The following is a 25,426-nucleotide window of genomic DNA, read 5'->3' as shown; positions in this document are numbered from 1 at the left end:
GAGTAGTAGTCGGCAGACTCAGATGCGTATAAGAGACAGGGCGCTCGCCGGATGCGGGGCGGGTGGCGCCGAGGCCAAGCCGAGCCTCAAGGGTAAGGTCCTCGCCAAGACGGCCGACGTGCCCGTGGGCGGGGGCACGCTGGTCGAAGACCTGAAAATCGTGGTCACGCAGCCGACGCAGGGTGTCTACAAGGCGTTCAGCTCGGTCTGCACCCACAAGGGCTGCGTCGTCAGCACGCCCGAGAACAACGTCATCACGTGCGCCTGCCACGGCAGCGAGTTCGCCGCCGACAGCGGGAAGGCCACCAAGGGCCCCGCCACCGGCGGGCTGGCCGCGTACCAGGTCAAGGTCGAGGGTGACGGCATCGTGGTCGCCTGACGTGGCGCGCGACGCGGTGTGCTGAACAGGTAAATGTGCGTAGTCACCCCGGATTGGGCTCAGGCACGCTGAACCGGCGCGGGAGCGCTGCCGTACCTGAAGTGGAACCAATCTGGGAGGACGCACCATGACGGAAACGACACGCCGGAATGTGGTGCTCGGCGCCGGAGGCGCCGGGCTCGCGGCGATTCTGACGGCCTGCGCGAGCTACGGTTCGCCGACGACGGAAGCGGTCGCGGAGCCACCGGCGGAGGAGCCGTCGTCTGAGGCGCCGAAGAAAAAGAAGGCGGCGGCCGGCGGAGGCAAGGCCCTGGCCGACACCAGCGACATCCCCGAGGGCGGCGGGAAGGTCTTCGAGAACGAGAAGGTCGTCGTCACGCAGCCGACCGCGGGCGACTTCAAGGCGTTCAGCGCGGTGTGCACCCATGCGGGGTGCACCGTCGCCACGGTCTCGAACAACACGATCAACTGCCCGTGCCACGGCAGCAAGTTCAGCATCGAGGACGGCTCCGTGGCGGACGGGCCGGCCGGCGGGCCGCTCGAGGAGAAGAAGATCAGCGTGGACGGCGATAAGATCAGACTCGCCTAAACCTTGTCTCATGATTTTCTCACCTGGGTGCGTTTGGGTGAGGCGCATGGGAAACGACCTTCAGAGCCGCCGGGCGGTGATCGCAGGTGTCGGGGCAAGTGGCCTCGCGCTGGCGGTCACCGCGTGTGGCGGCGGCACCGACACCGCACAGGACGCCGGCACTGCCGCAGAGTCGAGCGCACCTCAGTCGAGCGCACCAGAGTCCAGCGCGCCACAGGCCGGTGCGCTGGCCAAGACCGCTGACATCCCCGTCGGCGGCGGCACGATCCTCAAAGACCAGAAGATCGTGATCACCCAGCCCACCGAGGGCGACTTCAAGGCGTTCAGCGCGCTGTGCACCCACAAGGGCTGCCCGGTCGCCAGCGTCGAGGGCGGTTCGATCGTCTGCCCGTGCCACGGCAGCAAGTTCGCGATCGCCGACGGCGCGGTGACCGACGGACCTGCCGAGAAGCCGCTGGCGGCGCAGGAGATCAAGGTCGACGGCGACCAGATCACCCTGGCTTAGCGGTCGCGGCCGGCCGGTCGCGCGTTGCGCGGCGTGGCGGGCCGGGCAACCTTGTCGGTAGGGGCTACTAGTCTTTGAACCGTGGCGAGATCAGCGGGCAGCCCCTTGAGTTTCCGGCCCAAACCAGGTGCGATCCCCGATTCCCCCGGGGTCTACCGGTTCAGGGACGCGCACGGCCGGGTGATCTACGTCGGCAAGGCCAAGAGCCTGCGCCAGCGGCTCAACTCCTACTTCGCCGACTTCTCCGCGCTCCACCCGCGCACCCAGTCGATGCTGACCACGGCGGCCGACGTCGACTGGACGGTGGTGGGCACCGAGGTCGAGGCGCTGCAGCTCGAATACTCCTGGATCAAGGAGTTCGACCCGCGCTTCAACGTGAAATACCGTGACGACAAGTCCTACCCCTATCTCGCGGTCACCATGGCCGACGACTTCCCGCGCGTGCAGGTCATGCGCGGGGCCAAGCGCAAGGGCACACGTTACTTCGGCCCCTACTCCCACGCGTGGGCCATCCGCGAGACGGTCGACCTGCTGCTGCGGGTCTTCCCTGTGCGCACGTGCAGCGCCGGCGTGTTCAAGCGGGCCGGGCAGATCGGCCGGCCGTGTCTGCTCGGCTACATCGACAAGTGCTCGGCGCCGTGCGTCGGGCGGGTCACCCCGGAGGAGCACCGCGAGCTCGCCGAAGACTTCTGCGACTTCATGGCGGGCAACACCAGCCGCTTCATCAGGCGGCTGGAGAAGGAGATGCGCGAGGCGGCCGCCGAGCAGGAATACGAGCGGGCCGCGCGGTTGCGCGACGACGTCCAGGCGCTCCAGCGCGCCCTGGAGAAGCAGGCGGTCGTGCTCGGCGAGGGCACCGACGCCGACGTGATCGCGCTCGCGGAAGACCCGCTCGAAGCCGCCGTGCAGGTCTTCTACGTGCGCGGCGGCCGCATCCGCGGCCAGCGCGGCTGGGTGATCGACAAGGTCGAGGAGATCACGCCGGGCGAGCTGGTCGAGCAGTTCCTGCTGCAGATGTACGCCGAGGCGAGCCCCGACGCGATGCCCCGCGAAGTGCTCGTGCCCGCGCTGCCGCCCGACCACGAGGCGGTCGCCGAGCTGCTGACCGAGCAGCGGCGCGCCCGCGTCGAGGTGCGCGTGCCCCAGCGCGGCGACAAGAGGTCGCTGATGGAGACGGTCGAGCGCAACGCCAAGGAGTCGCTCGCCCAGCACAAGGTCCGCCGGGCCGGCGATCTGACCACGCGCAGCAAGGCCCTGCAGGAGATCGCCGACGCGCTCGACCTCGACCAGGCGCCGCTGCGGATCGAGTGCTACGACGTCTCCCACCTTCAGGGGGAGAACGTCGTGGCGTCGATGGTGGTGTTCGAGGACGGCCTGGCGCGCAAGAGCGAATATCGCCGCTTCGCCGTCAAGACCAAGGAGGGCGACGTCGCCTCGATCCACGAGGTGATCATGCGACGCTTCCGCCGCTACCTCGAAGAACGCTCCGCCACCGGTGAGCTGGCCCCCGACACCGAGGACGGCCACGGCCCGATCGATCCCGAGACGGGCAAGCCACGCAAGTTCGCCTACCCGCCCAACCTGGTGGTGGTCGACGGCGCGGGGCCCCAGGCAGCCGCCGCGCAGCGGGCGCTCGACGAGCTCGGCATCGACGACGTGGCCGTGTGCGGCCTGGCCAAACGGCTGGAGGAGGTCTGGCTGCCCGGCGACGACCAGCCCGTGATCATGCCACGTTCAAGCGAGGGCCTTTATCTGTTGCAGCGCGTGCGTGACGAGGCACATCGCTTCGCCATCACTTACCATCGTTCCAAGAGGTCCAAGACGGTGAAGGAGAGCGCGCTCGACAGCGTGCCAGGTCTCGGGCCGGCGCGCAGGCAAGCGCTTCTCAAGCACTTCGGCTCCGTGAAGAAGCTCCGCGCGGCCACGGCCGCCGAGATCTGCGAGGTTCCCGGCATCGGCCCGTCCATCGCCGAGGTGATCGTGTCGACGCTGAAGGGAGATTCGCCTTGATCTCGCCAGGATGCCAGGACGTCCACGTCGCCGGCCGCCCGCTTGCCCGCCTCCGCTATGGTGATGAGGCCGGGAGGGCCGCTGACATGGACATTCGTGAGGCCGAGCCGGCGGACGGAGTGAGACAATGAGCACCGAGCCGGCGTTCGTCATCGTCACCGGCATGTCGGGCGCCGGGCGCAGCACGGCGGCCAAAGCACTCGAAGACCTGGGCTGGTTCGTCATCGACAACCTGCCGCCCGGGCTGCTGTTCGCGATGGCCGAGGAGGCGGGCAAGGTCAAGCTGGCCGCCGACAAGGTGGCGGCCGTCGTCGATGTGCGCAGCCTGGCCTTCACCACCGACCTCAACGCCGCCATCGAGGAACTCGAAGGGCGCGGCGTACGCGTGCGGGTGGTGTTCCTGGAAGCCAGCGACGAAGAGCTGGTGCGCCGGTTCGAGAACGTCCGCAGGCCGCATCCGCTGCAGGGCGAGGGCCGCCTGGTCGACGGCATCGCCAGGGAGCGGGGCATCCTGCGTGAGGTCAGGGCCAACGCCGACCTCGTGATCGACACGTCGTCGCACAACGTGCACGAGCTGCGCCACAAGATCGTCTCCTTCTTCGGCGGGGAGGACCGGCCGGGGCTGCGGGTCAACGTCGTGTCGTTCGGGTTCAAATACGGGCTCCCCGTCGACGCCGACCTCGTGGTCGACTGCCGCTTCCTGCCCAACCCGCACTGGGTTCCCGACCTGCGGCCGATGAACGGGCTCGACGCGCCGGTCCGCGACTACGTGCTCGGGCAGCCAGGGGCCAAGGAGTTCCTCGACGCCTACGAGGAGGTCCTGCAGGTGGTCGCCGTCGGCTACGCGCGCGAGGGCAAGAGCTACGCCACGCTCGCGGTCGGTTGCACGGGTGGCAAGCACCGCAGCGTCGCCATGGCCGAGCAGGTCGCCGCCCGCCTGCGCGACCGCGGGATGGAGGTCCAGGTGAGTCATCGGGATGTGGGGCGGGAGTGACCGATGAGGGCTTCCAAGCCGCCTTGCCGCATCCGGTAGCCGGCGGGGCGCGGACTCCACGTAGCGGTGCGGGCGAAGTCGCCGCGAGCCCGTCGGAGAGTAGCCGGGGCGAAGATGCCTCGGGCCCGTCGGGGAGTGGCCTGGGCGAGGCTGTCTTGGGTCCGTCGGAGGGTGGCCTGGGCGAGGCTGTCTTGGGTCCGTCGGAGGGTGGCCTGGGCGAGGCTGTCTTGGGTCCGTCGGAGGGTGGCCTGGGCGAGGCTGTCTCGGGTCCGTCGGGGAGTGGCTCGGATGGAGTCGTTGCGGACCTCTCGGGCGGTGGCGCCAGGTCGTTGACTGCCGGCGCGGATGAGTGCGGGGCTCGGGTCGGCGGGATCGGGCCGAAAGTGGTGGCGCTCGGAGGCGGGCACGGGCTCTACGCCTCCCTGTCGGCCTTACGGATGGTCACCGACCAGCTGACCGCCGTGGTGACCGTCGCCGACGACGGCGGATCGAGCGGCCGGTTGCGCCGCGAGCTCGGCGTGCTGCCGCCCGGCGACCTGCGGATGGCGCTGGCCGCCCTGTGCGGCGACGACGAGTGGGGCAGCACGTGGAGCGAGGTCGTGCAGCACCGCTTCCGCAGCGAGGGCGAACTGCACGGGCACGCCGTGGGCAACCTGCTGATCGTCGCGTTGTGGGAACTGCTCGGCGACTCCGTGGCCGGGCTCGACTGGGTCGGACGGCTGCTCGGCGCACACGGCCGGGTGCTGCCGATGGCGTCGGTGCCACTCGACATCGTGGCGCAGGTGGAGCTGGACGGCGTCATCTCGACCGTACGCGGGCAGGTGGCGTGTGCGCTGACGCCCGGCAGGGTGCAGGCGATCACGCTCGTGCCCGAGGATCCGCCGGCGCGGCCCGAGGCGGTCGCGGCCGTGCTCGACGCCGACTGGGTGGTGTTCGGGCCGGGATCGTGGTTCACCAGCGTGTTGCCGCACCTCAAGGTGCCCGAGCTGGCCAGGGCCCTGCACGCGACCAGAGCCAGGCGGCTCGTCACGCTCAACCTGGCGCCCCAGCCGGGCGAGACCGACGACTTCTCCCCCCAGCAGCATCTGGAGGTGCTCAGGCAGCACGCTCCCGATCTGTCGATCGACGTCGTGCTCGCCGACACCGGGATCGTCGACGATCCCGGCGCGCTGGAGAAGGCCGCCGCCGCCCTCGACGCCCGGCTGGTGATGGCCGACGTGGCGGCCGCTGACGGGTCTCCCCGGCATGACCCACGACGTCTTGCCTCCGTCCTGGACGAGATTTTCCTCCAGAAGCGTTGATCCTGGTCGGCGTGGCGCCAAGGTGCGAGAGACTGACGGGAGCCGGTCTGAATGGGGGAGGACTAACGCTTATGGCGATGACAGGTGTGGTGAAAGACGAGCTGAGCCGCCTGCCGGTGCTGAAGCCGTGCTGCCGCAAGGCGGAGGTTTCGACGCTGCTGCGGTTCGCCAGCGGCCTGCACCTGGTGGGCGGGCGGATCGTGATCGAGGCCGAGCTCGACACCAACGCCACGGCGCGGCGGCTGATCAAGGACATCGGTGAGGTGTTCGGGCACAAGGCGGAGGTCCTCGTGCTCGCGCCCGCCGGGCTGCGCAAGGGCTCGCGCTACGTGGTCCGCGTCTACCGCGACGGCGAGGCGCTCGCCCGGCAGACGGGCCTCATCGACAACCACGGCCGGCCGGTTCGCGGGCTGCCCCGCCAGGTGGTGGCGGGGGCCGCCTGCGACGCCGAGGCCGCCTGGCGCGGGGCCTTCCTCGCCCACGGCTCGCTGACCGAGCCGGGCCGCTCGATGTCGCTCGAGGTCACCTGCCCGGGGCCGGAAGCCGCCCTCGCGCTGGTGGGCTCGGCACGGCGGCTGAAGATCCACGCCAAGGCGCGCGAGGTGCGCGGCGTCGACCGCGTCGTGGTGCGCGACGGCGACGCGATCAGCGCGCTGCTCACCCGGCTCGGGGCGCACGACAGCGTGCTCGCCTGGGAGGAGCGGCGCATGCGCCGCGAGGTGCGGGCCACCGCCAACCGGCTGGCCAACTTCGACGACGCCAACCTGCGGCGTTCGGCGCGGGCCGCGGTGGCGGCCGGAGCGCGGGTGCAGCGGGCGCTCGAGATCCTGGGCGACGAGGCGCCCGAACACCTGGTCGTGGCCGGGCGGTTGCGGGTCGAACACAAGCAGGCGTCCCTGGAAGAACTGGGGCAGATCGCCGACCCGCCGCTGACGAAGGACGCGATCGCGGGCCGCATCCGGCGGCTGCTCGCCATGGCCGACAAGCGCGCCTCCGACCTGGGCATCCCCAACACCGAGGCCAATCTCACCGTCGACATGCTCGCTCCCTGACCGGCGTCACGGTGCGTCCCCCCGCGCCGACGTGGCCGTTCGTGCTTGTGGCATGTTTTACGGCACCGCACAGTGGACCGCACGCGCCGACGTGTGTCGCCGTCTGTCCTGGCCGGTCGTGAAGGCTCACGGGCTGCTCGCCGTGACGAGCGCGTCGTCGGCCGGGTTCCGTGGTCCGGAGGGACGGCGGGGGTTCGCCCGACGAATGTGCCTGCCGGGGTCGGCGTGTTCGGTGCGGGCACTGGCTGGGTGAGGCTTTGCGGGCATGGGCTTCTGCGCTGGGCAGTCATTCGTGGACATGGGCTCTGCGCTGGGCAGTCACAGGTCAACCCGTGCGACTGCGCGGGTTCGGTCCGGCCGCCTGGTCACGGGTCGGGGTTGTACCGGGTGGCATGGTTGGGGCTGGGTGGCCGCCTGGTCACGGGTTGGACTGTGGTGGGCGGCCAGGGTGAGCCGCCCTTGGTGGGGCGGTGCCGCCGCAGGCGGAGTGGTCTGAGCCGCCGTCCGATACGGGTTGGTTGTGTGCCGTCTGATTGTGGGCATGCTGGGCCGAGGGTCGCGATGGGTCGTGGGTCGTAGGTGGTGATGGGTCGTGGGTCGTGATGGGCCGTGTGATCATTCGCGGGCCGGTTTGCGGGGGGTGAACAGGTCCGTGGTGGGCTTGGGCGCCGGGGCCTGGGCGGGTTCGAACGGCGCCCGGTATTCCGGCTCGCGCGGCTCCTCCGCCTCCACCTCGGTTTTCTCGGCTTCCTGGGCCCGCTGCGAGCGGCGTACGCGGGTGACCCGGAGAGTGACCAGGACGAGGGCGGCCAGAGCGGCGACGGCGATGTAGAGCCAGGCGGGCCAGGTTTCCGTCAGCGGGTCACGATAGAGGGCCGTCGCCTCGGGCAGGCCTTCGGTGAAGGCGGGCAGGGTGACGTCGGACAGACCGGCCGGGGTCTGCCTGCCGGGTGTGCGCTGGGCGGAGCCGATCATGACGGCCAGCCCCGCGATCTGGCCCGCCGCCACGGATCCGCCCGCGTACAGCGTGGCGACGGGCACCAGGACGAAGGTGCGCGGGCGCACCGAGCCCATGGCGAAGGACACCACCAGAGCGATGACGAGAGACAGGGCCAGAGGGAGAGGAAGTCCGTTGCCGAACGCCGTGATGTCGCCGGGCAGGCTTTCCTGCAAGAGCACGGCCGCCCCCAGGCCCGCCGCGCAGATCAGCCCGGCCAGCAGGCCGACGATCAGTCCGGATAGCAGGCCGGACCGCTTGTGTGACATCTCAGCCCCCAGAGAATCACGAATTTACTCCGACGAGTCGGGCACTTTACTCGAACCTCGCAAAACGCGCCCCCGGAACGACGATTCACAGCGGGGCACCTGAAGTGGTCTAAACCAATTTGAGTCCGATAAGGTTCGTGGTTGAGGTACCAGCCCGCCATCATTTGTTCGAGGAGATCGGTTCCCGTGAGCATCCGCGTAGGCGTCAACGGCTTCGGCCGCATCGGTCGCAACTTCTGGCGCGCTGTCGCCGCCAGCGGCAAGGACATCGAGATCGTCGCGGTCAACGACCTGACCGACAACGCGACGCTCGCTCACCTGCTGAAGTACGACAGCATCCTCGGCCGGCTGCCCTACGAGGTGAAGGCCACCAGCGACGAGATCACCGTCGACGGCAAGGCGATCAAGGTCTTCGAGGAGCGTGACCCGGCCAAGCTGCCCTGGGGCGACCTCGGCGTCGACGTGGTGCTCGAGTCCACGGGCCTGTTCACCGACGCCACCAAGGCCAAGGTGCACGCCGACAACGGCGCGAAGAAGGTCATCATCTCCGCGCCCGCGAAGAACGAGGACGTCACGATCGTCCTGGGCGTCAACGACGGCGCCTACGACCCGGCCAAGCACACCATCATCTCCAACGCCTCCTGCACCACCAACTGCCTGGCGCCGATGGCCAAGGTCCTGCACGACACCTTCACCATCGAGAAGGGTCTGATGACCACCATCCACGCCTACACGCAGGACCAGAACCTGCAGGACGGCCCGCACAAGGACCTGCGCCGCGCCCGCGCCGCCGCGCTCAACGTGGTGCCCACCTCCACGGGCGCAGCCAAGGCCATCGGCCTGGTCCTGCCCGAGCTCAAGGGCAAGCTCGACGGCTTCGCCATGCGGGTGCCGATCCCCACCGGCTCGGCCACCGACCTCACCGTCGACGTCAGCCGCGACGTCACCGTCGACGAGGTCAACGCCGCGATCAAGGCCGCCGCCGACGGCCCGCTCAAGGGCATCATCAGCTACACCGAGGACCCGATCGTCTCCTCCGACATCGTCACCGACCCGGCCTCCTGCATCTTCGACGCCGGCCTCACCAAGGTCATCGGCAACCAGGTCAAGGTCGTCGGCTGGTACGACAACGAGTGGGGTTACTCCAACCGCATCGCCGACCTGATCGAGCTGGTCGGCCGCGGTCTCTGATGCTGCGAGGGAGCGCCGCCGCCTGGAGGAGCGGCGGGAGCGAAGCGACCAGAGTGGGGGAAGGCGGCGGCATATGGCGACCGCGCCGGCCTCACGGAGTGAGAGCAGGAGCATGAGCATGCGCACGCTCGACGATCTCGACGTGAAGGGCCGGCGCGTGCTCGTGCGCGCCGACCTCAACGTTCCCCTCGACGGGGAGAAGATCACTGACGACGGCCGTATCCAGGCGTCCGTGCCGACGATCACCGCGCTGACCGGCGCGGGCGCCAAGGTCGTGGTCTGCGCCCACCTGGGCCGGCCCAAGGGCCAGGTCACGGCGAAATACTCGCTCCGGCCGGTGGCCAGGCGGCTCGGCGAGCTGCTCGGCCAGGACGTGGCATTCGCCTCCGACGTGGTCGGCGACAGCGCCCGCGGTTGTGTCGAGTCGCTCCAGGACGGCCAGGTCGTCCTGCTGGAAAACCTGCGGTTCGAGCCCGGCGAGGAGTCGAAGGACGACGCCACGCGGCGTGCCTTCGCGGAGCGGCTGGCCGGGCTGGCCGAGCTCTACGTCGGCGACGGCTTCGGCGCGGTGCACCGCAAGCACGCCAGCGTCTACGACGTGCCCCAGCTGCTGCCGCACGCGGCGGGCGGGCTGGTCGTGGCCGAGGTCGAGGTGCTGAAGAGGCTGACGCAGGAGCCCGAGCGGCCCTACGTGGTCGTGCTGGGCGGCGCCAAGGTCTCCGACAAGCTGGGCGTCATCGCCAACCTGCTGACCAAGGTCGACCGGCTGCTCGTCGGCGGCGGCATGGCCTACACCTTCCTCAAGGCGCAGGGCCACGAGGTCGGCAGGTCGCTGCTCCAGGAAGACCAGCTCGACCAGGTCCGCGGCTTCCTCGACGAGGCCGCCAAGCGGGGCGTCGAGCTCGTCCTGCCGGTCGACGTGCTGGCCGCCGTCACCTTCGCCGCCGACGCCGAGCACGAGGTGGTCGACGCCACGGCGATCCCGGCCGACCGGGAGGGGCTCGACATCGGGCCCAGAACGCGCGAGCTGTTCGCGAGCAAGCTGGCCGATGCCAGAACGGTCTTCTGGAACGGCCCGATGGGCGTGTTCGAGTTCGACGCGTTCGCGGGCGGCACGAGGGCGGTGGCCGAGGCACTGATCGCCCAGACCGGCAGCGGCGGCGCCTTCACCGTGGTGGGTGGCGGCGACTCCGCGGCGGCCGTACGCCGGCTGGGGCTGCCGGAAGACGGGTTCTCGCACATCTCCACAGGCGGCGGGGCCAGTCTCGAATATCTTGAAGGCAAGACCCTTCCCGGACTCGCGGCTCTGGAGGCATGACGTGACCACCCGCAAGCCGCTCATCGCCGGCAACTGGAAGATGAACCTCAACCACCTCGAGGCCATCGCGCTGGTCCAGAAGCTGGCCTTCGGGCTCAGCGACAAGGACTTCGACAAGGTCGAGGTCGCCGTCCTGCCGCCGTTCACCGACCTGCGCAGCGTCCAGACCCTGGTCGACGGCGACAAACTGCGCATCGTCTACGGCGCCCAAGACCTCTCCGAGCATGACGCCGGGGCCTACACCGGCGAGGTGTCGGGCGCCATGCTGGCCAAGCTCGGCTGCACGTACGTCACGATCGGCCACTCCGAGCGGCGGCAATACCACGGCGAGGACGACGACGTCGTCAACGCCAAGGTGCAGGCCGCCTACCGGCACTCGCTCACCCCCATCCTGTGCGTGGGCGAGGGGCTGCCGGTGCGCCAAGAGGGCGGCCACATCGCGCACAGTCTTGGCCAACTCGACGGAGCGCTGCGCAAAATCACGGCCGAGCAGGCAAAATCGATAGTGGTGGCCTACGAACCGGTGTGGGCGATCGGCACCGGCGAGGTGGCCACCCCGGAGGACGCTCAGGAGGTCTGCGGAGCTTTGCGAGTGAGACTCGCTGAGCTCTACGACTCCGAAGTGGCCTCCGCGGTCCGTATCCTTTACGGTGGCTCGGTCAAGTCAGGCAATATCGCAGGGATCATGGCTCAGCCCGATGTCGATGGCGCGCTCGTTGGTGGTGCGAGCATCGACGCCGGGGAGTACACGAAGATCTGCCGTTTCTCCGATATGCCCGGCTAACTGAGCCGTTCTGGGGGTGCGACTTGACATCAGGCCGTACCCTCAAGAAGCAAGTCTGAATCGTCACGCGTAACAGAGCATTGAAGGAACAGGCATACCGTGGAACTCGGAATCTCTATCGCCCTCATCCTGGCGAGCCTTCTCATGATCCTGCTCGTCCTGATGCACAAGGGTAAGGGCGGCGGCTTGTCCGACATGTTCGGCGGCGGGTTCTCGTCGAACTTCGGTGGTTCCTCGGTGGTGGAGCGCAACCTCGACCGGCTGACCGTCATCACCGGCATCATCTGGTTGGTCTGCATCGTCGCTCTCGGCCTGCTTCTGCGGCCCTGAGCAAGCAAGTCAACGCGTGACAGTGATTCTCCCCCCGTGTCTGCGCGCGGGGCGATCGAGCGAGGAGTTCATCCGTGGGTAGTGGCAACGCGATCCGTGGCAGCCGAGTCGGCGCCGGCCCTATGGGGGAGGCCGAGCGCGGCGAGGCAGCTCCGAGAGTGCGGGTCTCGTTCTGGTGCGCCAACATGCACGAGACGCGCCCCAGCTTCGCCAGTGACGCGGCGGTCCCCGAGCTATGGGACTGCCCGCGTTGCGGCCTCCCAGCCGGACAGGACGAGGAGGCCCCGCCTGCCCCGCCCAAGAACGAGCCGTACAAGACGCACCTGGCTTACGTGAAGGAGCGCAGGAGCGACAAGGACGGCAAGGCGATCCTCGAGGAGGCACTGGAGCGCCTGCGTAACAACAAGTCCCCCTGGTAGGCGTGTCAACGGAAGGGTCCCGGCGTCGTGCGGGGCCCTTTCGCCGTTCCCGGCCCTGGAGGGATGCGCTCGTCAGCCCTGTTCGTGGACCGGCTCGCCGTCCACGAACGTCATGCGCACCCGCGTCGTCCAGAGGTCGCCAGGCGGCAGCTCGAACGGGTCGCGGTCCAGGACCACCAGGTCGGCGGGGCGTCCCGGTTCGACCACGCCCGCCGGGGAGCGGTTGATCCAGGCCGAGCCCGCCGTGTAGGCGGTCATGGCCGTCGCCAGGTCGAGGCGCTGGGCGGGCAGGAACGGGATCTGCGCGGTGGGGTAGCCGGCGTGCACCGAGCCGCCCGGCTCCGTGCGGTTCACCGCGACGTGCATGCCCTGCAGCGGGTCGGCGTCCGAGACCGGCCAGTCGCTGCCCGCGCAGCACCGGGCGCCGTGCGCGATCAGGTCGGCGAAGGGATACTGCCACGACGCGCGCGGCTCGCCCAGGAACGGCAGCGTCAGCTCGTCCATCTGCGCGTGGTGTGTGGCCCAGAGCGGCTGCAGGTTGGCCGTGACGCCCAGGGCGGCGAAGCGCGGCACGTCGGAGGGCTCGATGATCTGCAGGTGGGCGATGTGGTGGCGGTTGGCGGGGTTCGTGCCCTCGAAGCCGTCCAGCGCCTCGCGCACCGCCCGCTCCCCGATGGCGTGGACGTGCACCTGGAAGCCGTGCCGGTCCAGCTCGGCCACATAGCGCCTGAGCTCGACCGGGTCCACGTACGACAGGCCCGTGCCGCCGCACACGCAGTACGGCTCCAGCGTGGCCGCGGTGAAGTTCTCCGTGATCCCGTCCTGCATGATCTTGACTGAGGTGGCGCGGAACCGGTCGAGTCCCTCGGTGGCGGCCCGCCGCTCGACCAGGCCGGGGATCTGGTCCAGGCCGCGCGTTCTGTCCCACCACAGGGCGCCCACCACGCGGGCCCGCAGCAGGCCGGAGCCGGCCGCCGCCACATAGGTGGGCAGCTGGTCGTCCGAGCCCGCGTAGGAGCCCACGATGGCGTCCTGCCAGCCGGTGATGCCCAGCGAGAACAGGTGCTCCTGCGCCCGTGCCAGCGCGTCGAGCAGATCCTGGGCGGACGGGCGCGGGGTGAGCAGGCCGACGAGATCCATCGCACCCTCGTGCAGGACCCCGGTGGGCGCGCCCCCGGCGTCGCGCTCGATCCGGCCGTCGGGCGGGTCGGGGGTGGCGGCGGTGATGCCGGCCAGTTCGAGTGCCCGGCCGTTGACCCAGGCGGCGTGGTGGTCACGCTGGATGAGGTACGCGGGACGGTCGAGGAAGTCGAGCTGGTCGCGGTGGGGGAGCCCGTTCGGGAATGCCGACATGTCCCAGCCGCCGCCATCAATCCACGCTTTATCGGGATTTTTCGCAGCATAGGCGGCGATCGTTCCGACATACGCATCAAGGCCGAATACCTCCGACAAATCGCACCTTGCGCGTTCGAGACCCGCCTGCACCGGGTGCATGTGCGCGTCGATGAATCCCGGCGCCAGCAGCCCGCCGTCCAGGTCCACGGTCTCGTGGGGGAGCCGCGCCAGCTCCCGCTCGGGGCCCACCGCGGCGATCACGCCGTCGCGCACCAGCACCGCCTCCGCCACGACGCCGTCGGGCGTGAAGACGCGGCCTCCTCGGAAGAGGATGTTCATGGGGTCTCCCTCTCTGGACAGGTCGTCGGGCGCCCATCGTGCCGTCCCCGCGGCGTGCCACGATGAGGGCCGGTGGGCGGATGCATCGCCAGATACGGTGATAAACCGGCACATATCCCGATGAAACACTTCGTTAGCGGTGGTGTAACAGCCACCAGGCATGCTCGTGCCATGGGATTCTTGCGCATCCGGACCACGGTGGACGAGCGACCCGGACGGCTGGCGTCACTGGCGGCGGCCCTGGCCGACAGGGGCGGCAACATTCTCGGGCTGAGCGTCCAGCCCGACACCGACGGCACCGTCGACGAGTTCGTCGCCGACATCCCCGCCCACCCCGAGACCGTGCGTCAGGCTCTGGAGGCGGCCGGTGGCCGCCGGGTCCAGGTGGTCCCCGCCACGGCCCATGAGCTCACCGACGAGCCCACCAGGGCCCTGCTGCTGGCCTCCCGGCTACGCTCGATGCCGTGGCGGCTGCCGGAGCTGCTGGCCGAGCTGCTGCGCGCGGACGATGCCCGGTGGATCTATGGTGAATCCGTGCCTGATCTTCCCGACCCCACCCTGCTCGTCGTGCCCGTGGCCGCCCGGCGCGCGGTCCGCCTGCGCCGCGGCGAGCTGCCCTTCACCTCGACCGAGGCGGCCAGGGCGGCCGCCTTCGCCCGGCTCGCCCAGCCGGCGACCGAGCGGGAGGGCGCCGAACGCGGCATCAAGCTCGCCGACGGGGTGGAGGTCACGGTCCGCCCGCTCACCTCGATCTACCGCGAGGCCGTACGCGACCTGCACGACAGGTGCTCGCCGGAGTCGCGCAGGTTCCGCTACTTCACCGCGCTGCCGGTGCTGCCCGAGCGCGTTTTCGACCGGATGTGCGACAGGAACCGGGGGCATTCGCTGGTCGCCGGGCATGACGGGCAGGTCGTCGGGCTGGCGAACCTCATGTTCACCTCCGATCCCGGCAGCGCCGAGATGGCCATCCTGGTCGAAGACCGCTGGCAGGGGCGCGGTCTGGGCGCCGTGATGGCCAGGCTGCTGGTGCACGCGGCCCGCGATCTCGGATACGCCGAGGTCAGGGCCACCCTGCTGTCGGACAACGCCAGGATGCGCAGGCTCCTGATCTCTCTGGGCGCCACGCTCGGCTACACCGAGGACCCTGGGGTCGTGGCGGCCCGCCTGCCCGTGGGCGCGATGGCCTCAGCCTAGGCCCTCTTCGTCCTGCGGCTTTCCGGCCGGCGGTTGGATGCCCAGGTGGCGTTCGATGCGCTCCAGGCTCTCCTGGATCTGCGTGAGCCGTTCGTTGAGGGCGGCGCCGCCGGAGTGGAACATCTCGCCGGGGTGGTCCCTGGAGCCGCGGCCCACCCGGTCCAGCAGGCGCTGGCGTACGTCGGCCAGGTCCGCGCCGGCGTCCACGAGCGCCTGGGCGGCCAGCCCCGCGCCCTCCCTGACCAGCCCGAGCAGGATGTGCTCGGTGCCGATGTAGTTGTGGCGCAGTTGCAGCGCCTCGCGCAGCGACAGCTCCAGCACCTTCTTGGCGCGCGGCGTGAACGGGATGTGCCCGCCCGGCGACTTCACGCCGCGGCCCTCCTCGCGCTCGACGAAGGCGCGTACGGGGCCCAGCTCCACCCCGCAGCCGTCGAGCACCAGGGCGGCCAGCCCCTCGCCCTCGTGGATGAGGCCGAGCAGGATGTGCTCGGTGCCGATGTGGTCGTGGTCCAGCCTCCGCGCCTCCTCCTGGGCGAGGACGACGACCCTGCGCGCACGGTCGGTGAAGCGCTCGAACACCGGATGTCTCCGTTCGACTCGGGGCTGTTTCCACTATGCGCTAGAAACCCGCGGATGTGGGGTATTTGTCCTGTGTGGATCTTGACGAGGTGGCCGGCCGGCTCTACGCCCTGCCGCCGTCCGAGTTCACCGCCGCCCGCGCGGCCGAGGCAAGCGCGGCCAAGGACGCGGGTGACGTACGGCTGTCGCGCGAGATCGCGAAGCTGCGCAAGCCGACCGTGTCCGCCTGGGCGGTGAACCGGGTCGCCCGCGAGCACCCCGGCGAGCTGGGCGAGCTGCTGGAGGTGGGGGAGCGGCTGCGGGCGGCCTGGGAGGAGCAGGACGCCGCCGCGCTGGCCGAGCTCACCCGGCGTCGCGGCGAGGTGACGCGTACGGTGGGCAGGCTCGCCAGGCAGGCAGGGGACCTGTCGGCCGCGGCGTCCGTCGAGGTGGATCAGACCCTGGACGCCGCCATGGTCGACGCCGACGCGGCCGGGCAGGTGCGGCGCGGCACTTTGGCGAAGCCGCTCAGCTACAGCGGCTTCGCCCCCGCTCCGGTCCCGCACGAGCGGCCGGCGGGCCGCAGGAAGCCGTCACCCGACGACGAGGCCGCCCGCGCGAGGGAGCGCGAGGAGGCCGAGGCCAGGAAGGCCAGGGAACGCCAGGAGGCCGAGGCCGCGCACCGCGAGTGGCGCGAGGCGCTCGATGCGGCCACGAAGGAGCACGACGAGCGCGCGGACAAGGTCGCGTCGCTGGAGCGCAAGCTGGCCAAGGCACGCAGAAGGCTGGCCGACAGCCGGCAGCGGCTCGAGGTGGCGCGGCGCGAGGAACGGCACGCGCGCGGGCGACTGGAGCACTGACCACGGGAGCGGCACGTGCGCCGGCAGGCGTCCCGAGCCGGGCTTGTAACGTGAGGGAAACGGCTGCGTACACCCAGGAGTGGCGATGAGCTGGACTTCCGCCTCGATGCCCGGCCTCGCGGGCACGACGGCCATCGTGACCGGTGCCAACACCGGCATCGGCAAGCCCACCGCTCTCGAGCTGGCCAGGCACGGCGCCCACGTGATCGTGGCGGCGCGTGACCCGGCCAAGGGAGCCGCGGCCGTCGCGGAGATCCGGCGGGCCGCGCCCGGCGCGCAGGTCGGGTACGGGCGGCTCGACCTGGCCGACCTGGCCTCGGTCAGGGAGTTCGCCGCCGGGGTCGAGCGGCTCGACCTGCTGGTCAACAACGCGGGCGTCGGCATGATCCCCAGGCGGGAGACCAGGGACGGGTTCGAGGAGCAGTTCGGCACCAACCACCTGGGTCACTTCGCGCTCACCGGGCTGTTGTTGCCGCTCCTGCTCGCCGCCCCCGCCGCCCGCGTGGTGACCGTCGCCAGCGACGCGCACTCCGCGGGCAGCATCGACTTCGACGACCTGGGCATGAGGCGCGGTTACGGCAGGATGAAGGCCTACGCCCGCTCCAAGCTGGCCAACATGCTCTTCGCCCTTGAACTGCAGCGACGCGCTGAGCGGGCCGGCGCGAGGCTGATCAGCGTCGCCACCCATCCGGGCATGACCGCCACGGGCATCTTCGGCACAGGGCTGGTCAAGCCCGTCGCGAACCTGCTCATGAAGCGGCCCGAGCGCGGCGCCGTGTCCTCGCTCTACGCCGCCACCTCGCCGGACGTCCGCGGCGGCGAGTACATCGGCCCCACCCTCAAGCGGCTCACGCCCTCCGCAGCGGCCAGGTCGGAGGAGCTCGCCCGGCGGCTCTGGGAGGTCTCCGCGGAGCTGACGGGCGTGCGTTTCGAGGAGCTCGCCCTCAGCTGACGTCAGCGCGCGGCTCGGGCCAGGTGGGCGCCGACGGGAAACCCCTCCAGCGCGTACGGGGCCGCGAGGCGGGCGTAGTGGGCCTTGACGCGCTCGACGGTCTCCGGCGGCTGCCGGGAGATCACCGCGAAGCGCGGGCCGCCCGCCTGGACGATGTCGTCCCACCACGAGCCGGGGTCGACGCGGTGCCGCCACCGCACGGTGTCGACGGCCACTCCCTGGAAGCCCGCCGCCCGCAGCAGCGCGGTGAAGCGCGGCGGCGTGTCGTGGGCCGTGAAGGGGCGCGGCGGGGGGTCGTACGGGATGCCGGCGGCGGCGATGGCGTCGGCGAAGACGCTCGTGGCGGTCATCTCGCCGGACTTCCACCAGGTCAGGGCGAGCGTGCCGCCCGGGCGCAGCACGCGGTGCAGCTCGGCGAGTGCCTTGGCGGTGTCGGGCACATGATTGATGACGAAATTTCCCGCTACGGCGTCGAATGCTTCGTCCTCGAACGGCAGGTCGGGCAGCGCGGCCGCCCGTACCGCCGCGTGCGGGTGGCGGCGGGCGACCAGCTCCAGCATGCCGGGATCGGGGTCGACGGCGGTGACCTCGGCGCCCAGCGCGAGCGCCGCCGCCGTCACCACACCGGTGCCGCAGCCGACGTCCAGCAGCCGCGGCGCCCGGGTCTCGCGGGCCGGAGCGAGCAGGGGCGCGACGGTGTGCGCGCTGAGACGGGCGAAGCCGCGATCGTACGCTTCGGCGTTGGTCACGCCTCTCAGCCTAGCCCTGTCGCAGAAACTAACATCTTGATGTGAAATTTCGTGCCAAAGCCTGTTTTGCCCTGTGAAGCCGGTCATATCGTCGTCGTCATGACCATCGACGCCTTCATCGACGCCCTACCCAAGGTCGAACTCCACGTGCACCTGGTTGGCTCGGCCTCCGTCGCGACCGTGCTGGAGCTCTCACGCCGCCACCCCGGCAGCGAGGTCCCCGTGACGGAGGAGGAGCTGCGCCGCTTCTACGCCTTCCGCGACTTCCCCCACTTCGCCCAGGTGTACGCCGCCGTCAACGCGCTCGTCCGCGAGCCGGAGGACGTGGCCACGCTCGTGCTCGGCCTGGCCCGCGACCTCGCCCCCCAGGGTGCCCGCTACGTCGAGCTCCAGGTCACGCCCTACGCCCACCACGTCGTCGGCATGCCCATGCGCGAAGTGACCGAGGCCCTGGACCTGGCGGCCCGCCGGTCGCTGGCCGAGCACGGCGTGGAGATGGCCTACATCTTCGACATTCCCGGCGAGTGCGGCGAGGAGGGCGCCAGGATCACGGTCGAGCACGCCCTGCAAGAACCTCCCGCCGCGCTGGTAGGTTTCGGCATCGGCGGGATCGAGCAGAGGCGCCCGAAATACCGCGACGCCTACCGTTCGGCCTTCTCGGCGGCGCGCGCGGCGGGCCTGCACAGCGTCCCGCACGGTGGCGAGATGAGCGGGCCCGAGACGATCTGGGAGGTCATCGAGGGCTACGGCGCCGAGCGCATCGGCCACGGCATCAACTGCCTGGCCGACGACCGCCTGGTCGCCCACCTGCGCGAGACGCAGCTCCCCTTGGACGTCTGCCCCACCTCCAACCTCCGCACCGGCCAGGTCGCCCGCATCGAGGAACACCCGCTGCCACGGATGCTGGAGGAAGGCCTGTACGTCACGCTCAACAGCGACGACCCGCCCATGTTCGCCACCACGCTGGCCGGGGAGTACCGGCTCGCCGCGAACGTCTTCGGGCTCGGCCAGCGGGAACTGGCCTCCCTCGCCCGCAACGGCGTCCGGGCCTCCTACCTGGCCGAGGAGCGCAAGCAGGCCCTGGTGGCGGAGATCGACGCGCTCGTCGCGGCCGGCTGACAGGACGAGGCGACCGCCCGACCCCACGGCGAGGGTCGCCCGCGGAACGGCAGGTCTACGGCGAGGCCATGCGGCCGAGCCCCGGCGGGATCTTGCCGGCCGCCGCGCGGTCCAGGAGGAACAGGGTCCGCCCCCGGCCCCTGGCGCCCGCCGCCGGCACCTGCACGGGCCCCGAGTCGGACAGGGCCAGGCGTACCGCGCCCGACTTCTCCTCCCCGGCGGCCACCACCCACACCTCGCGCGCGGCCTGGATGGCGGGCAGCGTCAGGGAGATGCGTGTGGGGGGCGGTTTCGGCGAGCCGTGCACGGCCACAACCGGGCGCGTGTCGTAGAGCGCCGGCATGCCGGGGAACAGGGAGGCCACGTGGGAGTCGGGGCCCATGCCGAGCAGCATCACGTCGAAGCTCGGCACCGGGCCGTGATCCTCCGGCCTGGCGGCCTTGCGCAGCTCGGCGGCGTAGGACTCGGCGGACTCCTCGGCCGTCATGCCCGAGTCGGGGCCGCGCATGACGTGCACCCGCTCGGGGTCGACGTCGACGTGGTCGAGCAGCGCCTCGCGGGCGCCGGTCTCGTTGCGTTCCTTGTCACCCGAGGGCACGAACCGCTCGTCGCCCCACCAGACGTCCAGGCGCCGCCAGTCGACGGCGTCGCGGGCTGGCGTCGCGGCGATGGCGGCGAGCGTGGCGATGCCGACCGTACCGCCGGTCAGCACGATGGACGCGGCCCCCTTGGCCGACTGCACGTCGACCAGCCGGGTGATGATCCGCGCCGCCACCGCCTTGGCCAGGACGTCGGCGTTGCGGTGTACGACAACATTGGGCACGCTCACGAGCACTACTTTCTCACCAGGATCAGCAGGAGGCCCCGGACGGCCGGGCCGCCCGGGGAGGGAGAGTCATCCCTTGTACGTGCGGGCGAAGTGCTTGACCGCTGCCTCGTAGACCTCGTCGCTGTCGAGCCGGCGCAGCTCCTCGGCCAGCAGCTCGGAGGTGTGGCGCCGGGCCAGCGCCACGTTCCTGTCGGGCTGCCCAGGCCGCGACAGCGTGGCCAGGCGGGCGTCGGTCCGGCAGATCGACAGCTCGCCGCCGTCCAGGCTCAGCCGCACGGACGTCAGGCCGGGGCCCGCCGAGTCGGCGACCTCGATCGGCGCGCCGAGGCGCTCCGACAGCCAGGAGGCCAGCAGCGGCGCGCTCGGGTGACCCTTCGAGCTCTCCACGACCCCCTCGCGCACCTGGCCCACCGGCTGGTCGAACGCGGCGGCCAGCAGGCTGCGCCACGGCGTCAGCCTGGCCCACGACAGGTCGGTGTCGCCGCGGGCGTACCCCTTGGCCCTGGTCACCAGCGACTGGATGCCGCCCTCGTCCAGGCCCTTGGCGTCGGTGATGCGCCGCTGCGCCAGAGCTCCGATGGAGTCCTTCGACGGCACCTCGGGAGCCGCGCCCGGCCACCACACCACGACCGGGGTGTCGGGCAGCAGCAGCGGGCTGACCACGGAGTCGGCGTGGTCGACGAGCTCGCCGTACAGGCGCAGCACCACGACCTCGCCGGGCGTGGACTCGCCGATGCGCAGCTCCGCGTCGAGCCTGATCGGCTCGTCGTCCTCCCGCTTGATCACGACGATGATGCGGGAGGGGTGCTCGCGGGCCGCCTCGGTGGCGGCGCGCAGGGCGTCGTACTGGTGGCGCTCCTCGCAGACGACCACGAGCGTCAGCACCATGCCGATGGCGGGCGCGCCCATCTGGTGGCGCAGGTGCATGAACTGCGCCGAGATCCTGCCCGCCGTCGTGTCGGACAACATGAAGGTCGTCACGGGCGCTCCTCCGTCGAACTCGCGGCGACAGCCGTGCCGGGTCGGATGGTTCGTTCGCTCACTAGAGCCTCCTCCAGACGCGGCCGTCGCGGGCCATCATCGCGTCGGCCGACTCCGGCCCCCACGAACCCGACTCGTAGCCTTCCGGCTGGCCCTGCGTGGCCCAGAACTCCTCGATCGGGTCGAGGATCTTCCACGACAGCTCGACCTCCCGCTGGTGCGGGAAGAGCGGCGGATCGCCGATCATGACGTCGAGCAGCAGCCGTTCGTACGCCTCCGGGGACGACTCGAGGAACGACTCGCCGTAGGCGAAGTCCATGGAGACGTCGCGCACCTCCATGGCCGTGCCCGGCACCTTGCTGCCGAACCTGACGGTGATGCCCTCGTCCGGCTGGACCCTGATGACGAGCGCGTTGTGGCCGAGGATCTCGGTGTCGTCGGCGCTGAAGGGCAGGTGCGGCGCCCGCTGGAACACCACGGCGACCTCCGTCACCCGGCGGCCCAGGCGCTTGCCGGTGCGCAGGTAGAACGGCACGCCCGCCCACCGCCGGTTGGCGATCTCCAGCTTGATGGCGGCGTACGTCTCCGTGGTGGACGCTGACGAGATGCCGTCCTCCTGGAGGTAGCCGACGACCTTCTCGCCGCCCTGCCAGCCCGCCAGGTATTGTCCGCGCGCGGTGTTGAGCCCGAGATCGGCGGGCAGCCGCACGGCCTTGAGCACCTTCTCCTTCTCCCGGCGCAGCGCGGAGGCGTCGAACGAGGTCGGGTCCTCCATCGCGACCAGCGCGAGCAGCTGGAGCAGGTGGTTCTGGATCACGTCGCGGGCGGCGCCGATGCCGTCGTAGTAGCCGGCCCGCCCTCCGATGCCGATGTCCTCGGCCATCGTGATCTGCACGTGGTCGACGAAGCTGCGGTTCCAGATGGGCTCGTAGAGGTTGTTGGCGAACCGCAGCGCCATGATGTTCTGGACGGTCTCCTTGCCCAGGTAGTGGTCGATCCGGAAGATCGAGCTCTCCGGGAACGCGGAGGTGGTGATCTCGTTCAGCTCGTGCGCCGAGCGCAGGTCGTGACCGAACGGCTTCTCGATAACCACCCGCCGCCACGAGCCCTCGGGCGCGTCGGACAGCCCCGTCCGCTTGAGCTGCTCGACCACCACGGGAAAGAACTTCGGCGGCACCGACAGGTAGAACGCGTAGTTTCCCCCGGTGCCCCGTGTCTCGTCGATCTCGTTCAAGGCCATGGCCAGCGCGTCGAACGCCCCGTCGTCGTTGAACTCGCCGGGCACGAAGTGGATGCCCTCACGGAGCTGCTTCCAGACCTCCTCGCGGAAGGGCGTCCTGGCGTGTGCCTTGACGGCGTCGTGCGTCAGCTGGGCGAAGTCCTGGTCCTTCCAGTCGCGCCTGGCGAACCCGACCAGCGAGAAGCCGGGCGGCAGCAGCCCTCGGTTCCCCAGGTCGTAGATCGCCGGCAGCAGCTTGCGCTTGGCCAGGTCGCCTGTCACGCCGAACAACACCATCACGCACGGTCCTGCCACCCGCGGCAGCCGCTTGTCACGCGGGTCGCGCAGCGGGTTGGCCGCCAGGACTTCCATGGTGGTGGAGGTGCCCGCGGCCGAGGTTGCCACCGTGGCGGCCTCCTCCGCGGGTGCTGCCGGGTCTGTCATCTCAAGCCTCCTGTGCGGCTGCGAGCAGGTGCGCGACTCCCGCCGCGCGGTCGGTCAGATGCAGGCGTACGGCGGGACGCCCGCGGGTCTCCACGGCGCCGAGATCGCCGAGAGCCTGCGCCAGCTGGAGCCGGCCCAGGGTGTACGGCCGCCCGGGGACCGCGACGTCCTCGGCCACCGCCCCCGTGATCAGCAGGAACACGCCGTTCTGGGGGCCGCCCTTGTGATACTGGCCGGTCGAGTGCAGACAGCGCGGGCCCCAGCCGAAGGTCACCGGCCGGTCGGTACGCAACGCGAGCAGCGCCCGCAGCGTCGCCGCGTCGGCCATCATCCAGGCGTCGGTCATCTGCTCGAAGTCGGCCCCGTCGGGCACCGGAGCGTCGAACGCGGCCAGCCGGTCGAGATAGGCCATGATCGACAGGTATCCGCCGGCCGGAACGGTGCGCAGCAGCTCCGCGAACAGCCCGGGCAGGTCCTTGGCCGTGACCCCGCCGTACACCTCGACGGGGCCGTCGGTGAACGCGGGAGCGCCGGTCGGCAGGTCGGGCAGGGCCAGCAGCGCGACGGTGTTGTCGCGCGCGCCGGCCTCGTCGGGCCGGTCGAACGGGTCGACGTCCAGCGCCAGCCCGGCGACGGCGGCGGCGTACTCCCACACCGGGAACTGCGCGCCGAGGGGTCCGTCGACGCGTACGTCGCCGACGTCGGACTCGATGGCGACGACCAGTTCGTCGCCGCCGCGGCCGGGATCGGCGCCGACGACGGGGAGGATGCCCCTGCCCCGCTTGCCGGTGGCCCCCGCGACCAGCTCCTCGATCCAGCCGGGCAGCCCGGCGATGGCCGAGAGCTGGTCTTCGAGCAGCAGCTTGTCGCGCCCGCCCAGCGCCGCGCCGCCGAGCGCCGCCCCCAGGTCGAGCCCGGGGTTGCCGGTGTCGAGGGACAGCAGCGGGAGGGCCTGCTCGGCGTCGTCGAGCAGCCGCTCCACGCGGGCGCCCGCCAGCGCGCAGGCCACCAGCGTGTACGCCGACAGCGCCGGAGCACGGCCGCCCGCGCCGGGGGCGGCCGGCACCACCTGGTGGCCGCTCTCACGCGCGCGCCGCTCCAGCGGCGAGCCCGGCGCGGTGACGACCACGATGCGCTCGGCCGGCGCGATGCCCGCGTCGGTGAAGTATCGCTCGTAGATCCGCAGCAGGCAGCCGGTCTCCAGGGCCGAGCCGTCCGCGTCGGCCACGACCACGATCGTGGCGTCCGGAGGCTCGGCGAGCGCGCGCAGCACCTGCCCGGGATCGGTCGTGTCGAGCACCGTGAGCGGCACGTCGTCGGTGTCGCAGATCACCTCGGCGGCGGCGGGCGAGCCGCCCGCCCCCGCCAGCACCACGTTCGTCAGTCCCTGCGCGCGCGCTCGCTCGGCGAGCCTGCCCAGCTCGGGCAGCAGCTCGCGCGAGGTGCGGGACGGCGCCGGCCGGCGGGGGCCGGCCGGCGCTCCCGCTTCGGCGTCCTCACCCCACAACGTGGGGTCGCCGGCGGCGAGCCGCGCGGGCACGCCGCCGGCGACGAGGCGCCCCGCGAAGGAGGCGGCGGCGGACGCCACCCCCTCGTCGCGGCAGGAGACCTCCATCACGGGACCAGGTTCTTGGTGACGCTCTCGAGCAGCTCGTTCCAGGATGCCTCGAACTTGTCGACGCCCTCGTCCTCCAGGACCTTCACCACGTCGTCGTAGTCGACGCCGGCCTCCTTGAGCGCGGCCATGGTGTTCCAGGCCTGCTCGTAGAAGGGCCGCACGGTGTCGCCCGAGATGTTGGCGTGGTCGGCCGTCGCGTCGAGCGTCTTCTCCGGCATCGTGTTGACGGTGCCGGGGACGACGAGCTGGTCGACGTAGAGGGTGTCGGAGTATTCGGGGTTCTTCACGCCGGTCGAGGCCCACAGCGGCCGCTGCGGGCGGGCGCCCGCGGCGCGCAGCCGCTGCCAGCGCTCGGAGTTCATCACGTCCTCGAACGCCGCGTACGCCAGGCGCGCGTTGGCCACGCCCGCCTTGCCCTTGAGCTCGGGCTTGCCGAGCTTGTCGAGCCGCTTGTCGATCTCGGTGTCGACCCGGCTGACGAAGAACGACGCCACCGAATCGATCTTGCTGAGGTCGAGGCCCTTGGCCTGCGCCGCCTCCAGACCGGCCAGCCAGGCGTCCATGACCGCGCGGTAACGCTCGAGGGAGAAGATCAGCGTGACGTTGACGCTGATGCCCTCCGACAGCGCCTGCGTGATCGCGGGCAGCCCCTCCACCGTCGACGGGATCTTGATGAACAGGTTGGGCCGGTCGACCAGCCACCACAACGCCCGCGCCTCGGCCACGGTCTTCTCGCTCTCGCGGGCCAGGCGCGGGTCGACTTCGAGCGACACCCGGCCGTCCACGCCGCCGGTGGCGTCGTAGACGGGACGCAGCACGTCCGCGGCCCAGCGGATGTCGTAGGAGGTGATGGCGCGTACGGCCTCGCCCACGTCGACGCCGCGTACGGCGAGGTCGTGCAGCTGGGCGTTGTACGCGTCGCCCTTGCTGAGCGCGTTGGCGAAGATCGTCGGGTTGGAGGTCACCCCGACGACGTTCTTCTCGCGGATCAGCTGCTCCAGGTTGCCGGTGCGCAGGCGCTCGCGGCTGATGTCGTCGAGCCAGATGGCGACGCCCTGGCCGGACAGCTTGTTCAGGATCTCAGTCATCTT

24 protein-coding genes and 1 pseudogene are annotated in these 25,426 nt (G+C 70.9%); 16 read left to right on the top strand and 9 right to left on the bottom strand.

Going from position 1 to position 25,426, the window contains the following annotated elements; all coding sequences use genetic code 11:
• From E1292_RS07450 to whiA, 7 genes are all read left to right on the top strand, one after another.
• The coding region (locus tag E1292_RS07450) for a Rieske (2Fe-2S) protein (RefSeq protein ID WP_342775619.1) at window positions 1–379 on the top strand (379 nt) is incomplete at its 5' end.
• A gap of 151 nt (window positions 380–530) precedes the next feature.
• Window positions 531–968 (top strand): Rieske (2Fe-2S) protein, encoded by a 438-nt coding sequence (locus E1292_RS07445; protein ID WP_246089976.1) that lies wholly within the window; start codon window positions 531–533, stop codon window positions 966–968.
• A 46-nt stretch (window positions 969–1,014) separates the two neighbouring features.
• Window positions 1,015–1,473: a Rieske (2Fe-2S) protein gene (locus E1292_RS07440; RefSeq protein WP_132593365.1), complete on the top strand. Its 459-nt coding sequence runs from the start codon at window positions 1,015–1,017 to the stop codon at window positions 1,471–1,473.
• Window positions 1,474–1,578: 105 nt separating this feature from the next.
• Window positions 1,579–3,483 (top strand): excinuclease ABC subunit UvrC, encoded by a 1,905-nt coding sequence (gene uvrC / locus E1292_RS07435; protein WP_132593393.1) that lies wholly within the window; start codon window positions 1,579–1,581, stop codon window positions 3,481–3,483.
• Window positions 3,484–3,610: 127 nt separating this feature from the next.
• Window positions 3,611–4,477: an RNase adapter RapZ gene (rapZ, locus tag E1292_RS07430; protein WP_132593363.1), complete on the top strand. Its 867-nt coding sequence runs from the start codon at window positions 3,611–3,613 to the stop codon at window positions 4,475–4,477.
• Window positions 4,478–4,860: 383 nt separating this feature from the next.
• A complete protein-coding gene (locus E1292_RS07425; protein WP_132593361.1) occupies window positions 4,861–5,778 on the top strand; it encodes a gluconeogenesis factor YvcK family protein in 918 nt (305 codons plus the stop codon).
• A gap of 71 nt (window positions 5,779–5,849) precedes the next feature.
• Entirely contained in the window at window positions 5,850–6,830 is a 981-nt protein-coding gene (gene whiA, locus E1292_RS07420) for a DNA-binding protein WhiA (protein WP_026214667.1), read from the top strand.
• 615 nt (window positions 6,831–7,445) lie between these two features.
• Here the strand turns inward: whiA and E1292_RS07415 are convergent.
• Window positions 7,446–8,096, bottom strand: coding sequence for a hypothetical protein (locus E1292_RS07415; RefSeq protein WP_132593359.1), 651 nt, complete (start codon window positions 8,094–8,096; stop codon window positions 7,446–7,448).
• 186 nt (window positions 8,097–8,282) lie between these two features.
• On the opposite strand from E1292_RS07415, the gene gap reads away from it, so the two are divergent.
• The 5 genes from gap (at window position 8,283) to E1292_RS07390 (ending at window position 12,138) form a co-directional block, all read left to right on the top strand.
• Complete coding sequence (gene gap, locus E1292_RS07410; RefSeq protein WP_132593356.1) at window positions 8,283–9,287, top strand: type I glyceraldehyde-3-phosphate dehydrogenase; 1,005 nt, start codon at window positions 8,283–8,285, stop codon at window positions 9,285–9,287.
• 118 nt (window positions 9,288–9,405) lie between these two features.
• A complete protein-coding gene (locus E1292_RS07405) occupies window positions 9,406–10,605 on the top strand; it encodes a phosphoglycerate kinase (RefSeq protein WP_165974428.1) in 1,200 nt (399 codons plus the stop codon).
• A 1-nt stretch (window position 10,606) separates the two neighbouring features.
• On the top strand, window positions 10,607–11,389 hold the full coding sequence (gene tpiA / locus E1292_RS07400) for a triose-phosphate isomerase (protein WP_132593352.1): 783 nt from the start codon (window positions 10,607–10,609) through the stop codon (window positions 11,387–11,389).
• Window positions 11,390–11,488: 99 nt separating this feature from the next.
• Entirely contained in the window at window positions 11,489–11,719 is a 231-nt protein-coding gene (gene secG / locus E1292_RS07395) for a preprotein translocase subunit SecG (protein WP_132514759.1), read from the top strand.
• 74 nt (window positions 11,720–11,793) lie between these two features.
• Entirely contained in the window at window positions 11,794–12,138 is a 345-nt protein-coding gene (locus tag E1292_RS07390) for an RNA polymerase-binding protein RbpA (protein ID WP_090942943.1), read from the top strand.
• Window positions 12,139–12,210: 72 nt separating this feature from the next.
• On the opposite strand, the gene E1292_RS07385 is transcribed toward E1292_RS07390, so the two are convergent.
• Entirely contained in the window at window positions 12,211–13,812 is a 1,602-nt protein-coding gene (locus E1292_RS07385; protein WP_132593350.1) for an amidohydrolase, read from the bottom strand.
• Between the two features lie 171 nt (window positions 13,813–13,983).
• Between E1292_RS07385 and E1292_RS07380 the strand changes: the two genes are divergently transcribed.
• Complete coding sequence (locus E1292_RS07380) at window positions 13,984–15,006, top strand: GNAT family N-acetyltransferase (protein ID WP_132593348.1); 1,023 nt, start codon at window positions 13,984–13,986, stop codon at window positions 15,004–15,006.
• 3 nt (window positions 15,007–15,009) lie between these two features.
• Here the strand turns inward: E1292_RS07380 and E1292_RS07375 are convergent.
• Window positions 15,010–15,585: pseudogene (locus E1292_RS07375) on the bottom strand (Clp protease N-terminal domain-containing protein); the annotation flags it as partial.
• A 74-nt stretch (window positions 15,586–15,659) separates the two neighbouring features.
• On the opposite strand from E1292_RS07375, the gene E1292_RS07370 reads away from it, so the two are divergent.
• Window positions 15,660–16,424, top strand: a complete 765-nt coding sequence (locus E1292_RS07370; RefSeq protein WP_132593344.1) for a hypothetical protein — start codon at window positions 15,660–15,662, stop codon at window positions 16,422–16,424.
• An 85-nt stretch (window positions 16,425–16,509) separates the two neighbouring features.
• Window positions 16,510–17,376 carry an oxidoreductase gene (locus tag E1292_RS07365; RefSeq protein WP_132593342.1) on the top strand — a complete coding sequence of 289 codons (867 nt, stop codon included), beginning with the start codon at window positions 16,510–16,512 and terminating at the stop codon, window positions 17,374–17,376.
• Between the two features lie 2 nt (window positions 17,377–17,378).
• Here the strand turns inward: E1292_RS07365 and E1292_RS07360 are convergent, their stop codons facing one another.
• Window positions 17,379–18,125, bottom strand: a complete 747-nt coding sequence (locus E1292_RS07360) for a class I SAM-dependent methyltransferase (protein ID WP_220446712.1) — start codon at window positions 18,123–18,125, stop codon at window positions 17,379–17,381.
• A 99-nt stretch (window positions 18,126–18,224) separates the two neighbouring features.
• Between E1292_RS07360 and add the strand changes: the two genes are divergently transcribed.
• On the top strand, window positions 18,225–19,244 hold the full coding sequence (gene add, locus E1292_RS07355) for an adenosine deaminase (RefSeq protein WP_132593338.1): 1,020 nt from the start codon (window positions 18,225–18,227) through the stop codon (window positions 19,242–19,244).
• Window positions 19,245–19,299: 55 nt separating this feature from the next.
• Here add and pgl read toward each other — a convergent pair whose 3' ends face one another.
• The 5 genes from pgl to tal all read right to left on the bottom strand — a co-directional run bounded on the left by pgl (window position 19,300) and on the right by tal (window position 25,423).
• A complete protein-coding gene (gene pgl / locus E1292_RS07350) occupies window positions 19,300–20,073 on the bottom strand; it encodes a 6-phosphogluconolactonase (protein ID WP_132593336.1) in 774 nt (257 codons plus the stop codon).
• A 66-nt stretch (window positions 20,074–20,139) separates the two neighbouring features.
• Window positions 20,140–21,054 (bottom strand): glucose-6-phosphate dehydrogenase assembly protein OpcA, encoded by a 915-nt coding sequence (locus E1292_RS07345; RefSeq protein ID WP_132593334.1) that lies wholly within the window; start codon window positions 21,052–21,054, stop codon window positions 20,140–20,142.
• 61 nt (window positions 21,055–21,115) lie between these two features.
• Window positions 21,116–22,645: a glucose-6-phosphate dehydrogenase gene (zwf, locus tag E1292_RS07340; protein WP_132593391.1), complete on the bottom strand. Its 1,530-nt coding sequence runs from the start codon at window positions 22,643–22,645 to the stop codon at window positions 21,116–21,118.
• A gap of 73 nt (window positions 22,646–22,718) precedes the next feature.
• Window positions 22,719–24,332, bottom strand: a complete 1,614-nt coding sequence (locus E1292_RS07335) for a glucose-6-phosphate isomerase (protein ID WP_132593389.1) — start codon at window positions 24,330–24,332, stop codon at window positions 22,719–22,721.
• On the bottom strand, window positions 24,332–25,423 hold the full coding sequence (gene tal / locus E1292_RS07330; RefSeq protein WP_132593332.1) for a transaldolase: 1,092 nt from the start codon (window positions 25,421–25,423) through the stop codon (window positions 24,332–24,334). The genes E1292_RS07335 and tal overlap by 1 nt, the downstream gene beginning before the upstream one ends.
• Between the last annotated feature and the right edge of the window lie 3 nt (window positions 25,424–25,426).

Source organism: Nonomuraea deserti, from assembly GCF_004348685.1.
Classification (GTDB): Bacteria; Actinomycetota; Actinomycetes; order Streptosporangiales; family Streptosporangiaceae; genus Nonomuraea; species Nonomuraea deserti.
Note: the sequence above shows the minus strand (reverse complement) of the source record. Positions and strands in the feature narration are given on the sequence as shown.